Source organism: Nocardiopsis sp. iso_237, assembly GCF_056173345.1.
The window spans coordinates 873,723-888,078 of sequence record NZ_CM149669.1 but is presented as its reverse complement, the minus strand read 5'-3'; the positions used below and the strand labels follow the sequence as shown (position 1 = coordinate 888,078).

Annotated in this window: 15 protein-coding genes; 12 read left to right on the top strand and 3 right to left on the bottom strand. The window is 73.8% G+C overall.

Annotation, left to right across the window (positions count from 1 at the left end; translation table 11 throughout):
* Window positions 1-26: 26 nt before the first annotated feature.
* From AC0VYM_RS04220 to AC0VYM_RS04180, 9 genes are all read left to right on the top strand, one after another.
* Entirely contained in the window at window positions 27-788 is a 762-nt protein-coding gene (locus AC0VYM_RS04220; protein ID WP_475459163.1) for a hypothetical protein, read from the top strand.
* Between the two features lie 44 nt (window positions 789-832).
* A complete protein-coding gene (locus AC0VYM_RS04215) occupies window positions 833-1,996 on the top strand; it encodes an inositol-3-phosphate synthase (RefSeq protein ID WP_475459161.1) in 1,164 nt (387 codons plus the stop codon).
* Window positions 1,993-2,874: an SCO3242 family prenyltransferase gene (locus tag AC0VYM_RS04210; RefSeq protein WP_475459159.1), complete on the top strand. Its 882-nt coding sequence runs from the start codon at window positions 1,993-1,995 to the stop codon at window positions 2,872-2,874. Before AC0VYM_RS04215 ends, AC0VYM_RS04210 begins: the two co-directional genes overlap by 4 nt.
* Complete coding sequence (locus tag AC0VYM_RS04205) at window positions 2,871-3,740, top strand: sugar phosphate isomerase/epimerase family protein (protein WP_475459157.1); 870 nt, start codon at window positions 2,871-2,873, stop codon at window positions 3,738-3,740. Before AC0VYM_RS04210 ends, AC0VYM_RS04205 begins: the two co-directional genes overlap by 4 nt.
* Window positions 3,737-4,447, top strand: coding sequence for an EboA domain-containing protein (locus AC0VYM_RS04200; RefSeq protein ID WP_475459155.1), 711 nt, complete (start codon window positions 3,737-3,739; stop codon window positions 4,445-4,447). The genes AC0VYM_RS04205 and AC0VYM_RS04200 overlap by 4 nt, the downstream gene beginning before the upstream one ends.
* 8 nt (window positions 4,448-4,455) lie before the next feature.
* Window positions 4,456-5,367, top strand: coding sequence for a TatD family hydrolase (locus tag AC0VYM_RS04195; protein ID WP_475459153.1), 912 nt, complete (start codon window positions 4,456-4,458; stop codon window positions 5,365-5,367).
* On the top strand, window positions 5,364-6,527 hold the full coding sequence (gene eboE / locus AC0VYM_RS04190) for a metabolite traffic protein EboE (RefSeq protein WP_475459151.1): 1,164 nt from the start codon (window positions 5,364-5,366) through the stop codon (window positions 6,525-6,527). The genes AC0VYM_RS04195 and eboE overlap by 4 nt, the downstream gene beginning before the upstream one ends.
* Before the next feature lie 45 nt (window positions 6,528-6,572).
* On the top strand, window positions 6,573-7,964 hold the full coding sequence (locus AC0VYM_RS04185; protein WP_475459150.1) for an alkaline phosphatase family protein: 1,392 nt from the start codon (window positions 6,573-6,575) through the stop codon (window positions 7,962-7,964).
* Between the two features lie 69 nt (window positions 7,965-8,033).
* The gene (locus AC0VYM_RS04180; RefSeq protein WP_475459148.1) at window positions 8,034-9,038 is read left to right on the top strand and encodes a sugar phosphate isomerase/epimerase family protein; all 1,005 of its coding nucleotides are present in this window, start codon (window positions 8,034-8,036) and stop codon (window positions 9,036-9,038) included.
* 54 nt (window positions 9,039-9,092) lie between these two features.
* Here AC0VYM_RS04180 and AC0VYM_RS04175 read toward each other — a convergent pair whose 3' ends face one another.
* Window positions 9,093-9,338 carry a hypothetical protein gene (locus tag AC0VYM_RS04175; RefSeq protein WP_475459146.1) on the bottom strand — a complete coding sequence of 82 codons (246 nt, stop codon included), beginning with the start codon at window positions 9,336-9,338 and terminating at the stop codon, window positions 9,093-9,095.
* 73 nt (window positions 9,339-9,411) lie between these two features.
* Complete coding sequence (locus AC0VYM_RS04170; RefSeq protein ID WP_475459144.1) at window positions 9,412-10,116, bottom strand: carbonic anhydrase; 705 nt, start codon at window positions 10,114-10,116, stop codon at window positions 9,412-9,414.
* Window positions 10,117-10,405: 289 nt separating this feature from the next.
* Here AC0VYM_RS04170 and AC0VYM_RS04165 point away from each other — a divergent pair, with 289 nt between their 5' ends.
* From AC0VYM_RS04165 to rsgA, 3 genes are all read left to right on the top strand, one after another.
* Window positions 10,406-11,044, top strand: coding sequence for a TetR/AcrR family transcriptional regulator (locus tag AC0VYM_RS04165; RefSeq protein ID WP_475459142.1), 639 nt, complete (start codon window positions 10,406-10,408; stop codon window positions 11,042-11,044).
* Window positions 11,045-11,193: 149 nt separating this feature from the next.
* On the top strand, window positions 11,194-12,042 hold the full coding sequence (locus AC0VYM_RS04160; RefSeq protein ID WP_475459139.1) for an MHYT domain-containing protein: 849 nt from the start codon (window positions 11,194-11,196) through the stop codon (window positions 12,040-12,042).
* Between the two features lie 196 nt (window positions 12,043-12,238).
* Complete coding sequence (gene rsgA / locus AC0VYM_RS04155; RefSeq protein ID WP_475459137.1) at window positions 12,239-13,360, top strand: ribosome small subunit-dependent GTPase A; 1,122 nt, start codon at window positions 12,239-12,241, stop codon at window positions 13,358-13,360.
* A 15-nt stretch (window positions 13,361-13,375) separates the two neighbouring features.
* Here the strand turns inward: rsgA and AC0VYM_RS04150 are convergent, their stop codons facing one another.
* The gene (locus tag AC0VYM_RS04150) at window positions 13,376-14,299 is read right to left on the bottom strand and encodes a TatD family hydrolase (protein WP_475459135.1); all 924 of its coding nucleotides are present in this window, start codon (window positions 14,297-14,299) and stop codon (window positions 13,376-13,378) included.
* Between the last annotated feature and the right edge of the window lie 57 nt (window positions 14,300-14,356).

The following is a 14,356-nucleotide window of genomic DNA, read 5'->3' as shown; positions in this document are numbered from 1 at the left end:
CAGTGTCAACCTGACAGGAGGTGCCCGTGAGCACCGATCCCTTGAGCAGCCAGCAGGGGAAGACCCCCTCCCCGGACAGGACCGAGGGGGTTCAATCCTCGAACTCCAACCCCACCACCTGGTGGCTGACCGGTGGCTCCGTGCTGCTGGTCGGCGCCGTCGTCGCCTCGGTGGTGCTCTTCTTCGGGGGCGGGGACGACCAGGTCTCCCCGGACCCGGCCCGGGTGGCGGAGCTGGAGGCCTCCGCCGACGCCCGCCACGTGGACCAGGTGTCCAGCCTGATCGGCCACACCAGGGCCGCGCACGAGGAGCTGGTCCCGGCCCTGGAGTCCCTGAACGGGGTCCTGCCCGCCGACGGCTCCGCGCCCTCCGAGGACTTCCCGGACGACGAGGAGATCGACGGCTGGCTCGGCACGGTCCGCGACGCCGGAGCCCACTTCGAACTCGACGACTCCGGCCGCACCGACTTCAACGTCACCCTCTCCGGGCTGGACGGTTCGGTGGACCTGCTCGGTTCGGCGGTGAGCGCCTACGCCGCCGCCGCTCGGGCCGACGAGGACCAGCGGACCGAACTGCTGGACCTCGCCGCCGACCTGCGCGACCAGGCGGTCACGGCCTGGTCGGTGGCGGCCACCCAGCTCGACATGGTCAGTGTCGACGCCGGACACGGCCACATCCACCTGTACCTGCCCTCCGAGCCCGGCAGCGGCGCCCTCCAGCCGGACGAGGCCGAGGAGGGCGAGGGGGCGACCGGGGACGGTCCGCCGCCCGGCCACGACGGCCACTGACACGAGGTCCACCGGGACGAGCACGACAACCAGCAGGGGAGCACATGACACGCATCGGAGTGTGGTTGGTCGGGGCGCGCGGTTCGGTCGCCACCACGGCCGTCCTGGGGGCGCTGGCCGTGCGGGCGGGCGCCGCCGAGCGGACGGGGTGCGTGACCGAGCGCCCCGAGTTCGCCGACGCTGGCCTGCCCGGCCTCGGTGACCTGGTCTTCGGGGGTCACGACGTCTCGGACACCCACCTGTCCAAGAGCGCGGAGCCGCTGGCCAGGTCGGGCGTGGTCCCGCCGCACCTCCCCGAGGCCTTCGCGGACGAGCTCGACGCCGTGGACCGGCGCGTCCGCCGGGGCGTGGAACCGCGTCCCGAGGGGTTCGCCCGCTGTCACACGGACCGCCTGGAGCAGGACCTGCGCGCGTTCGCGGAGGACGAGGCGGTGGAGCGCGTCGTGGTGGTGGACCTGTCCAGCACCGAGCCCCCGCCGGAGCGGGTGCCCGAGCTCTCCGCGCCCGACCTGCTGGAGGCGGCCCTGGACGCGGGGACCGCACGGATCCCGGCGAGTTCGGTGTACGCGTACGCGGCCCTGCGGGCGGGGTGCTCCTTCGTGGAGTTCACTCCGAACGCGGGGCCGCGCCCGCCCGCGCTGGCGGCCCTGGCCGAGGAGCTGGGGCTGCCGTGGGCGGGATCGGACGGCAAGACCGGGGAGACCCTGGTCAAGAGCGTGCTCGCGCCGATGTTCGCGGCCCGGGCGCTGCGTGTGCGCTCGTGGTCCTCCCTGAACCTCCTGGGCGGCGGCGACGGGGCGACCCTCTCCGACCCCGCGAGCAACGACAGCAAGACCGCCTCCAAGGCGCGGGGCCTGGAGCACCTGCTGGGGCACCCGGTGGACGGGCCCCTGCACATCGACTACGTGCCCGACCTGGGCGACACCAAGACCGCCTGGGACCACGTGTCCTTCGAGGGGTTCCTGGGCGCCCGGATGAGCCTCCAGTTCACCTGGTCCGGCTACGACTCGGCGCTGGCCGCGCCACTGGTCCTGGACCTGGCCCGGCTGGCCGCCCACGCCCACCGGACCGGTCGCGCGGGACCGGTCCCGGAGCTGGGCTTCTTCTTCAAGGACCCGGCCGGGAGCGACGTGCACGGGCTGGCCGCGCAGTGGGAGGCGCTCACCGCCTGGTGCGCCGGACCGGCGGAGGGGGCGGGGCGCGGATGAGCCGGAAGCTGGGGTCCCTGGCCCGGCTGGTGCGCCTGCCCGCCGCGTTGACCGTGCTCGGTGACTCCCTCACCGGTGCCGCCGCGGCCGGTCGGCTGGGCCGACCGAGTACCTGGGCGCTCCCCGCCGCCTCGGTCTGTCTGTACTGGGCGGGGATGGCCCTCAACGACTACGCCGACCGCGACCTCGACGCGGTCGAGCGCCCCGAACGCCCGCTCCCCTCGGGGGAGGTGTCCCCGGGTGAGGCCCTGGCGGTGGCGACCGGGCTCACCGCCGCCGGGGTGGGGATCGCGGCGCTGGCGGGGGGCGGCCGGTCCGCGCTGGTGGCGACCGCCCTGGCCACCACGGTGTGGACCTACGACCTCGTCCTGAAGCCCACACCGCTGGCCCCGTTGGGGATGGCGGTCAACCGGGGGCTGGACGTGCTGCTGGGTGCCGGTGACCGGACCGGCGCGGCGGTGCTGCCCGCCGCGGCGATGGCCGCGCACACCTACGGGGTGACGACGCTGAGCCGGGGCGAGGTCCACGGCACCCGCCCGGAGGTGGCCGCCGGGGCGCTGGCCTGCACCCTGACCGGCGCCGTCGTGGCGGCGTACCCGTCGCGCACGGCCCCCGCCACGGCGCGGGGCGCGGTGGGCGAGCTGGCCGCCGGGGCCTTCGCGGGCTCGTTCGCGGCCACGGTCGGGCTGGCCCAGGCCCGGGCGGTGGCCGAGCCCAGCGCCGACCACGCGCGGGAGGCGACCGGAATCGGCATCCGGGGGATGATCCCGCTCCAGGCGGCGCTGCTGTCCCGGTACGGGGCGGTGGGCACGGCCTGCGCGCTCGCGGCCGGGGCCCCGGTCACCGCGCGGGCGGCCAGGGCGGTGTCGGTGACATGAGCGAGCACCTGAGGCTGGGGTACGGGACGAACGGGTTCTGGGACCACCGGCTGGACGACGCCCTGGCGATCATCGCCGACCTCGGTTACGAGGGGGTCGGGCTGACCCTGGACCACCCCCACCTGGACCCGTTCTCGTTGGACGTGAACGCCCGGGTGGCGGCGGTCGCCCGCAGGCTGGACGCGCTGGGCCTCGCGGCGGTCGTGGAGACCGGCGCCCGGTACCTGCTGGACCCGCGCCGCAAGCACGAACCCACCCTGGTCTCCGACCGGGACCGGGACGTGCGGGTGGACCTGCTGCGCCGGGCGGTGCGGGTCGCCCACACCCTCGGCGCGGAGGCGGTGTCCTTCTGGTCGGGGATCCTGCCCGCCGGGGCCACCCGGGAGCAGGGTCGGGACCGGCTCCTCGACGGGGTGGAGAAGGTCCTGGTGACGGCGGACGAGCTCGGCGTGGACCTCGCGTTCGAGCCCGAGCCGGGCATGTTCGCGGAGCGTCTGGAGGACGTCCTGGAACTGCGGCGCGCGCTGGGCGACCCCGCGCGGCTCAGGGTGACGTTGGACGTGGGGCACGGGGTGTGCAACGAACCCGACGGCCCCGAGGGCGCGGTGGCCCGGGCCGGGGAACTGATCGCCAACGTGCAGCTGGACGACATGCGTCCCCGGGTGCACGAACACCTGGAGTTCGGTGAGGGCGACCTCGACCTGGCCGGGGTGCTGGGCGCCCTGGACCGCGCCGGGTACACCGGACTGGCCTCGGTGGAGCTGCCCCGGCACGGGCACGCGGCACCGCTGGTCGCGGAGCGCTCCAAGCGGGCGCTGGACGCGGCCTGGGCCCGGGTCCTGGCGGAACGGGGTGAGCGGCAGTGAGCGGCACGCGTGGTCGGACCGGAGGGAGCGGGACCGTGGTGGACGTCGGGGACCTGTTGGCGGAGGGCGCCCGCGCGGAGCTGGCCGCGCTCCGCGCCGAGCTGGCCGAGCGCCCGGAGCGCGTCGCGGTGCTCTTCCCCGCCGCCGCCCGCCGGGTGGCGCGCGGCGCCGGGCCCTCCGGCGATCCCTCCGGGACGGCCGGGCCCACCCTCGACGACCTGGTACGCGCGGACCTGCTGCGCCAGGTGGCCCGCGTGCTGTCCCCCGCCGACCTGGCCAGGGAGGTGGACGCCCTCTACGAGTACGGCGACGCCGAGGAGCGCCGCGCCGTCCTGCACGCGCTCGGCCGCCTCGACACCCGGGAGCCCGAGGTGGCCGCCACCGCCCGCCGCCTGCTGGCCGACGCCCTGCGGACCAACGACACCCGGCTGGTCGCGGCGGCGGCCGCCAGCGGGGCCCAGGCCCTGCTGGACGACCACTCCTGGCGCCAGACCGTGCTCAAGTGCCTGTTCGTCGGAGTGCCGCTGCGCCTGGTGGCGGGGGTGGACGAGCGGGCCGACGCCGAGCTGGCCCGCATGTGCGCGGACTTCGCCCGCGAGCGCGAAGGCGCGGGCCGGGCGGTACCCGCCGACGTCCACCGGGTGCTGGACCGCTTTCCCCGGACCACCGGCACGGACGGCCCCGAGGGTCCGGACCCCCGCTCATAGGAGGCACCATGCGTATCTTCGACCCGCACATCCACATGACCTCGCGGACCACCGCCGACTACCGGGCGATGTACGACGCCGGGGTGCGCGCCCTGGTGGAGCCCGCGTTCTGGCTGGGGCAGCCGCGCACCAGCGTGGGCTCCTTCCGTGACTACTTCGACGGCCTGGTCGGATGGGAGCGCTTCCGGGCCGCCCAGTTCGGTATCCGCCACCACTGCACCGTCGCGCTCAACCCCAAGGAGGCCAACGACCCCCGCCTGGCCGGGGTGCTCGACCTCCTCCCCCGCTACCTGGCCAAGGACGGGGTGGTGGCCGTGGGCGAGGTGGGGTTCGACTCGCGCACCTCCGAGGAGGAGAAGGCCTTCCGGCACCAGCTGGACCTGGCCCGGGAGTTCGGTCTGCCGGTGCTGGTGCACACCCCGCACCGGGACAAGGTCGAGGGCACCCGGCACACCCTGCGGCTGGTCGAGGAGTCGGGGATCGCCCCGGAGATGGTCCTGGTGGACCACCTCAACGAGACCACCGTGGAGATGGTGCGCGACTCCGGGTGCGTACTGGGCTTCTCCATCTACCCGGACACCAAGATGTCCCCGGAGCGGATGGTGCGGGTGCTGTCCGAGTGGGGCCTGGACCGCATGGTGGTGAACTCGGCAGCCGACTGGGGGCACAGCGACCCCCTGACCACCCTGTACACGGGACAGCGGATGCTGGCGGCCGGGTTCACCGAGGACGACGTGGACCGCGTGCTGTGGCGCAACCCCGTGGAGTTCTACGGGCGCAGCGGCCGCCTGCTGCTGGAGGACGGCGCGGGACCGGCGGCCGGAGCCACCTTCTCGGGCAACTCGATCCTGCGCGGCGAACGCCCGGAGGCGGGTCCGCCGGAAGGCGCGGCGGAGGACCCGCGAGGGGGCGCCGCATGAGGTTCCGGCACCCCGACGGCACCGTCGTCCACCTCGCGTACTGCACCAACGTCCACCCGGCCGAGGACCTGGACGGAGTCCTGCGCCAGATCCGGGTGTTCGGCGGCGGGGTCCGCGCTGCCCTGGGCACCGACCGGCTCGGTCTGGGCCTGTGGCTGCCCGCGCCCCTCGCCCGCGAACTGGCCGCCTCCCCCTCGCTGACCGACCGCCTGCGCGCGGGGCTGGCGGCGGCCGGTCTGGAGACCGTCACCCTCAACGCCTTCCCCTACACCGGGTTCCACGCGCCGGTGGTCAAGCACGCCGTGTACTCCCCGGACTGGACCGAGCGCGCCCGTCTCGACTACACGGTGGACTGCGCGCGGGTGCTCGCCCGGCTCATGCCCGACGACGCCGCGCGGGGCAGCGTCTCCACCCTGCCCCTGGCCTGGCGGGAGCCCTGGGACGCCGACCGTCTGGCCGCCGCCCGGGCCCACCTCACCGAGCTCTCCGCCGTGCTGGACGGGCTGGCCGACGCCGGGCGCCCGGTGCGGGTCGGACTGGAGCCCGAGCCCGGCTGCGCCGTGGAGACCACCGGGGACGCCGCCCGCCTGCTCGCGGACCCGCCCCCGCACGTGGGCGTGTGCCTGGACACCTGCCATCTGGCGGTGGGGTTCGAGGAACCCGGCGCCGCGCTCGACCGCCTCACGACCGCCGGACTGCCGGTGGTCAAGACCCAGGCCTCGGCCGCCGTGGAGGCACCCGACCCGGCCGACCCCGCGACCCGTGCCGCCCTGGCCGCCTTCACCGAGGACCGGTTCCTGCACCAGACCCGCGAACTGGCCGACGGCCGTCTCCGGGCCCGGGACGACCTGCCCGAGGCCCTCGCCGGGCCCCGTCCCCTCGGCGGAGGCGGCCCCTGGCGCACCCACTTCCACGCGCCCCTGCACTCCCCCGCCGCCGCTCCCCTGCGCGGCACCACCGACCACCTCGACCGGACCCTCTCCCTCCTCCTGGGCCCCGACGGCGCCCGCACCGACCACGTGGAGGTGGAGACCTACACCTGGACGGTGCTCCCCGAGGACCGGCGGCCCGACGGCGAGGAGGGACTGATCGCCGGGATCGCCGCCGAACTGGCCTGGGCCCGCGACCGGCTCACCGCGCTCGGGCTCACCCCGCTCTGACGGCCGACCACCGCACGCCACGGCCCACCCAGGAAGGACCGCTCCATGACCAGCCGCCTCCTCGTCGTCAACGCGGTCGGGCTCACCCCCCGCCTGCTCGAACACGCCCCCCGCCTGAGCTCCCTGGCCGATCGCGGGTGGCGGGCCCCGCTGGACACCGTCCTGCCCGCCGTCACCTGCACCGTGCAGTCCACGTTCCTGACCGGGACCGCCCCCGCCGAGCACGGCGCCGTCGCCAACGGCTGGTACTTCCGGGACCTGGGCGAGGTGTACCTGTGGCGCCAGCACAACCGGCTGGTCCAGGGAGAGAAGGTGTGGGAGACCGCCCGCCGCCACCGGCCGGACTTCCGGACCGCCAACGTCTGCTGGTGGTACGCCATGGGCGCCACCACGGACTGGACCGTCACGCCCCGGCCGGTCTACCACGCGGACGGCCGCAAGTCCCCGGACTGCTACACCCGGCCGGTCGGACTGCACGACGAACTCACCTCGGAGCTGGGCCCCTTCCCGCTCTTCAACTACTGGGGGCCGACCGCGTCGATCCGCTCGACCGAGTGGATCGTGGCCGCCACCCGCAGGCTGTTGCCCCGGGCCGACCTCACCCTCTGCTACGTCCCCCACCTGGACTACGACCTCCAGCGCTTCGGCCCGGACTCCGAGGAGGCCCGGCGGGCGGTCCGCGACCTCGACGCCGCGCTCGCCCCGCTGCTGGACGACGCCGAGGCCGCCGGGGCGGCCGTCCTGGTGCTCAGTGAGTACGGGATCACCCCCGCCGACCGGCCCGTGCACGTCAACCGGCTGCTGAGGCGGGAGGGGCTGCTGGAGGTGTACACGCAGGAGGGCATGGAGTACCTGGACCCGTGGGCCTCGCGGGCCTTCGCGGTCTCCGACCACCAGTGCGCGCACGTGTACGTCCGCGACCCCGCCGACCAGCCGAAGGTCGCGGAGCTGCTGCGGGAGCTGGACGGGGTCGACCTCGTGCTGGACCGCGAGGCCCAGGCCGGGTACGGGCTCGATCACGAGCGCTCGGGGGAACTGGTCCTGTTCGCCGAACCCGGGGCCTGGTTCACCTACTACTACTGGCTGCGTGACGGGTCGGCCCCCGACTTCGCGCGCGGCGTGGACATCCACCGCAAGCCCGGCTTCGACCCGGCCGAGCTCTTCCTGGACCCCGCCGATCCCCTGGTCAAGGCCAGGGCGGCGGCCAACCTGGTCCGCAAGAAGGCGGGCCTGCGCTACGCGATGAACGTCGTCCCCCTGGACCCGGGCTGTGTCCGGGGCACCCACGGACGCCCGCACGACGATCCCCTGGACGGGCCCCTCGTGCTGTGCACCGACCCCTCGCTCTCCCGTGACCGCGTCGCCGCCACCGAGGTGCGCGACCTCATGCTCGGCCTCGTCGGTGTGCCGGCACCGGCGGGGCCGACCCCGCGCTGAACCGACCGGCGAACCGGGGCCGCGGCCGTCCGGCCCGGCCCCACCCCCCGACACTCTGGAGGCAGCCCGATGACCCGACCGGTCACCCTCTTCACCGGCCAGTGGGCCGACCTGCCCTTCGAGGAGGTGTGCGCGCTCGCCTCCTCCTGGGGCTACGACGGCCTGGAGATCGCCTGCTGGGGCGACCACCTGGACGTGACCCGCGCCGCCGTGGACGACGCCTACGTCCGGGAGCGACGGGAGGTCCTCGAACGCCACGGCCTCGGCGTGTGGGCGATCTCGAACCACCTCCTCGGCCAGGCGGTGTGCGACGACCCGATCGACCACCGTCACCGTGACGTCCTGCCCTCCCGGGTCTGGGGCGACGGCGAACCCGAGGGGGTCCGCCAGCGCGCGGCCGAGGAGATGAAGCTGACCGCCCGGGCCGCCGCGAGGCTGGGCGTGTCCACGGTGGTGGGCTTCACGGGGTCCGCGATCTGGAAGTACGTGGCGATGTTCCCGCCGGTCGGCGCGGACGTGATCGAGGCGGGCTACCGGGACTTCGCCGACCGCTGGAACCCGATCCTGGACGTGTTCGACGAGGTGGGCGTGCGGTTCGCGCACGAGGTGCACCCGTCGGAGATCGCCTACGACTACTGGTCGACCCAGGCGGCGCTGGAGGCCGTGGGGCACCGGGAGGCCTTCGGGCTGAACTGGGACCCCAGCCACATGGTGTGGCAGGACATCGACCCGGTCGGCTTCCTGTGGGACTTCCGCGAGCGGATCTACCACGTGGACTGCAAGGACGCCCGCAAGCGGGTGGGCAACGGCCGCAACGGGCGCCTCGGCTCCCATCTGCCGTGGGGCGACCCGCGCCGGGGATGGGACTTCGTGTCCACCGGTCGCGGTGACGTGCCGTGGGAGGCGTGCTTCCGCGTGCTGAACTCGATCGGGTACGAGGGGCCGATCTCCGTGGAGTGGGAGGACGCGGGGATGGACCGGCTGGCCGGGGCAGCCGAGGCGGTGCGGTTCGTGCGGGCCAACGCCTTCGACGCGCCCGAGGCCTCCTTCGACTCCGCCTTCGGGTCGGACTGACCGCTCCCGGGAGGAGGGGCGTCCGGTGCCACGGGGTGACCCGTGGCACCGGACTCACATCATCGGTGCGATGACCACCCGGTACCGTCCGCCGTCCGCGGTGACCACGTCATGGCGGAAGTCGTTGGTCCGGTTGACCGAACGCTGCACCGCGTCGCTGCCGAAGGCACTGGTGTCCACCGAGGGCAGGTGCTCCCGGAGGGCGCGGACCGCCTCGTCCACGGACAGGGCGGTCCCCCGGTGTTCGGGGGTGATGCGTCGGCCCCCGTCGGTGAGCCGACTGATCGCGATCCGGAACATACCGGGTCTCCCTGCGCTGCCGGGGGAAGGTCACCGGCATTCTCCCCCATACTCGGCGGACTGGCCAGTGGGGTCAGAGCCAGGCGACCTTGGAGTCCTCGAGGTCGTAGCGCGCGGAGACGATCTCCAGCTTGCCCTCGGTGACGAACCTGCCCAGCTCACTGTCGTCGCGCAGGCGCTGCGCGATGTGCTCGGCGTTGGCCCGGACGCAGGCGTCGAGGAAGTCCACGCCGTCGTCGGGGGTGGACTCCACGACACCCAGGATCTCCGCGACCAGTCCGCCGATGTGGCCGTGCGGGAGCTGGCCGGTGCGGTGGGCCTGGACCGCGGCGTCGACGGCGCCGCAGGTCTGGTGGCCCATCACGACGATGAGCGGCGTGTGCAGGTGCTCCACGGCGTAGGTGAGGCTGCCGAGCACCGAGCCGTCGAGGACCTGGCCCGCCGAGCGGATGGTGAAGAGGTCGCCCAGCCCCTGGTCGAAGACGAGCTCCGGGGGGACCCGGGAGTCGGCGCAGCCGAGGATGGTCGCGAAGGGGGCCTGGCCGTTGACCAGCTGCTCACGGCGGGGTCTGCCCTCGTTCGGGTGTCTGGACAGGTACTGCGACCAGCGCTGGTTGCCCTCCTTGAGGAGGCGCAGGGCCTCCTGCGCGGTCTGGGCGACGGGTGCGGCGGGGGCCGTGTCGGCCCAGGCCAGGGAGGCGGGGATCGTGGTGGCGACGGCGGCACCGACACCACCGAGCAGCGACGCCTTGAAGGCACCGCGACGGGTTATGGCCATTTGGGGCTCTTTTTCCGTTTCACGAACAAAATGACTTTTGCCAGCAAAGCGGGTAAAAGCTACTCCTGGTGTGCGAGCCCCTACAAGGGGATTAACGGGTCCCTAACGACAGTTGGCCACATTCAGCCATCCGGGAATCAGACGCGCCTCCGGTCAGGAGCCGTACGGCCGGGAACCAGGGTTGCCTACCGACCGTTCGTTCAGTAAACAGGTTCCCAAGGTGGGCGACCCGGCCCGACCAGGCGGCCCCGCGCACGTCCGCCCCCGTCAGGAGGTAGATTCGACAACCGTGTCCCGATCTTCCGCACCCGAACCAGCCACCCCGAGACAGACCGGCAGGCGCCGCTCCGGACGTCCGGGGCACGACGCCGACTCCGTGCTCCGCGTGGCCGCTCGCGTGTTCAACGAACGCGGCTACGACGGAACGAGCATGGAGGATCTGGCCCGCGCCCTCGGCGTGACCAAGTCCGCGATCTACCACCACGTCACGGGCAAGACCGAACTCCTGCGCCAGTCCCTGGACCTGGCCATGGACGCGCTGTTCGAGGTCACCCGCGAGGAGGGCGCGACCACCGGACCGGCCATCGCTCGGCTCGAACACGTGCTGCGCGGCAGCGTCCGGGTGCTCGTCGAGGAGCTGCCCCACGTCACCCTCCTGCTGCGGGTGCGCGGCAACACCGAGGTGGAGAAGCACGCCCTGGAACGGCGCCGCAGGTTCGACCACCTCATCGCGGACCTGGTCCGCGAGGGCGTGGTCGACGGGGACATCCGCAGCGACGTCGACCCGGCGGTCGCCTCCCGCCTGCTCTTCGGCATGGTCAACTCGGTCGTCGAGTGGTACAAGCCGGACCGCGGCATGTCCTGCGAGGAGATCGCTGACTCCCTGTGCCACATCGCCTTCGAGGGGTTGCGGTCGCACCGGGACTGAGCCACCCCGGCGGCCCCGGCGGCCCCACTGGCCACATCAGGCCAGCGGATCGGCGGCAGAACCCTGGCCATCGGTGACGGGGGTCCCTACGCTCCATGAACAGGGGTCACGACTGTGACCCACGTCATGGAAAGCAGAGAACAGGGACCGTGTCCGATCTCCTCCCCCAAGGCTGGATGACGCCCTCGATCGCCTACGCCATCTCGGCCGTCGGCGCCTTCCTGGGCCTCTCCTTCGCCGCTAGGGCCCGCCGTACGACCGGCTTCTTCCGATGGCAGTGGCAGGCGCTGGCCGCGGTCTCCCTCGGCGGGATGGCCGTCTGGGCGATGCACTTCGTCGCCATGCTCGGCTTCACCATCCCCGGCACGCCGCTGCGCTACGACGGCCTCCTGACCGCCGTCAGCGGCGTGATCCCCGTCCTGGTCTCGGTCCTCGCCCTCCAACTGGTGCTCCGAGCGGCCACCGCCGTCCGCGTCCTGGCCAGCGGACTCCTGCTCGGCTCCGGGATCGTCGCCATGCACCACGTCGGCGTGGCCGCCATGAACCTCCACGGCACCCTGCACCACGACCCGTTCACGGTGGCGCTGTCCGCCGTGATCGCCGTGGTCGCCGCCACCGTCGCCCTGTGGTGCGCCGTCCAGCGGTCCGGGCCGATCGCGACCGTCCTCGCCTCCCTGGTCTTGGCGGGCGCGGTCACCGCCACGCACTACACGAGCATGGCCGGGACACACGTCGTCCCGGCCGACTTCACCCCCGTCTCAGCCCCCGACGGCGCCAAGGCGTGGGACCTGCTGCTGCCGGTGATCACCGGCCTGTTGGTCCTCCTGCTGATCTGCAGCCTCTTCCTCCTGCTCGGTGACGACGAGGAGTACGAGCGCGGGAACCGTCCCTCGCCCCGGGCGGCGGAGCACGGGGACGCCGAGGAGGCCTACACCCCCCGGCACGGCGTCCCCGCGGTTCCCCGGCCCGGGGACGACGTGTGGACCCGGCGCCGCTGAGCGCCAGCGGGAAAACCACTGGCACCGCGCCGAGGCCCTGTCCTAGGGTCGGTGCGTGCCGTGCGGTCCGCGCCGGCCGCTGACGAGAGGAGCACGCCATGGCCCGCCTCATGCCTGGCCCCGGTATCCGAACCTCGATCGTCAGCGAGCCCTAGGTCGCGTCCAGCGGCGGCTCGCGCTCCTCAGAGAGAGCACTGTGAGTCACCACAGCACGAACACCACATCCGAAGAACACCCCGCCCACCCGCTCTCGGTCCTGGGCTGGAACCCCCGCGTCGAGGCGGCCTTCGACGCCGTCGCCCACGGCCGACCGGAGGTCCTGCTCCCCGCACGGGTCTCCGAGGCCCGCCGGGGCGCCGTCGGCGTCCGCCTGCCGGGGCACGAGACCGCCGCCCTGTCACCCGCGGTGCGCAGGGCGGCGGAGGCCGACCCCTTCACCGCTCCGACCAGCGGCGACTGGGTGGCCGTCCGCAGGTCCGGCGACACGTGGCTGGTGGAGGCGGTCCTGGAGCGCTCCGGAACCCTCGTCCGCCAGGGCGTGGCCAAGGACTCCCACGACCAGGCCCTGGCCGCCAACGTCGACGCCGTCCTGATCTGCGAGGCGGCCGACCAGGGCCCCAACGTGGGGCGTCTGGAGCGGTTCCTCAGCCTGGCCTGGACCAGCGGCGCCACGCCGGTCGTGGCCGTCACCAAGGCCGAACTCGCCGGTGACCGCCTTCCCGAGGTGGTCGAACTGGTCGAGTCGGTCACCACCGGCGCCGAGGTGCACACCGTCAGCGCGCACACCGGCCTGGGGCTGGCGGCGTTGTCCGCCAAGCTGCGTCCCGGGGCCACCTGGGTCCTGCTCGGCACCTCCGGCGCCGGGAAGTCCAGTCTGCTCAACGCGCTGGCGGGGCGCACCGTCATGGAGACCGGCGGGATCCGTGACGATCGGCGCGGCCGCCACACCACCACGCACCGTCAGCTGATCCCCATGCCCGGGGGCGCGCTGTTCCTGGACATCCCGGGGGTGCGCCGCATCGACGTGCCCGGGGACGGGACCGGTGTGGACCGCACCTTCTCCGACGTCAACGATCTGGCCGAGCGGTGCCGGTTCCGGGACTGCTCCCACGGCGCGGAACCCGGGTGCGCGGTCAGGGCCGCCGTGGACGACGGGGAGCTGGACTCCGGGCGCCTCGAACGCTGGTTCAGGCTGCGCCGCGAGGCCGAGTGGAACCGGTCGAGGGGCGACGCCCGCATGCGTGCGGAGCGCCGTAAGGAGTGGAAGCGCAACACCCGCGAGGGCCGGGAGGCGGGCCGCCTGAAGCGCGGCCACTGATCCCGTTCGGGCCGGTCAGAACCCGAAGGCCCGGCGGGCGTTGTCGGCGACGATCCCGGCCAGCTCCTCCTCACCGAGCCCCTTGGTCTCGGCCAGCACCCGCAGGGTGAGCGGGATGAGGTAGGGGGCGTTGGGGCGGCCCCGGTAGGGCTTGGGGGTGAGGAAGGGGGCGTCGGTCTCCACCAGGACCAGCTCGGGCGGGGCGACCTTGGCCGCCTCGCGCAAGGGCTCGGCGCTGGCGAAGGTGACGTTCCCGGCGAAGCTCATGAAGTAGCCCCGCTCGGCGCACACCCGGGCCATGTCGGCGTCTCCGGAGAAGCAGTGGAAGACCACCCTCTCCGGCGCGCCCTCCTCCTCCAGGACGCGGAGGACGTCCTCGTGCGCCTCGCGGTCGTGGATCATGAGCGCCTTGCCGTGCCTCTTGGCGATGGCGATGTGGCGGCGGAACGACAGCTCCTGGGCGCGGGCGCCCTCGGGACCGGTGCGGAAGGTGTCCATCCCGGTCTCTCCGACCGCCACCACCTGCGGCAGCGCCGCCAGCGCGTCGATCTCGGCCAGCTCGGCCTCCAGGGCCTCGGTCCCCCCGGCGGGGCGGGCCTTCCCCGCCCAGTCGGTGTCGTCGGCCTCCACTCCCTCGGCGCCGTCGCCGTGCACCACGCGGGGGGCCTCGTTCGGGTGCAGGGCCACGGCGGCCCACACCCTGCCGGGGTGCCTCGCGGCGGTCTCGGCCGCCCAGCGGGAGGAGGGGAGGTCGACGCCCACCTGTACGAGCGGGGTCACGCCCACGGCCTCCGCCGCGGCGATGATCTCCTCGACCTCGGGGGTCTGCATGTCCATGTGGGTGTGGCTGTCGGCCACCGCGACCCGCAGCGGCTCGGGTGCCGGGGGCGGGGTCTGCGCGTTGCGCTCCCTGACCGCACTGCCCTTGCGTCTGCCCATGTCATGCCCCCATCACGTGTACTGCGTGCGCCGTGGTGATTCTAGGCGGCCCGCGCC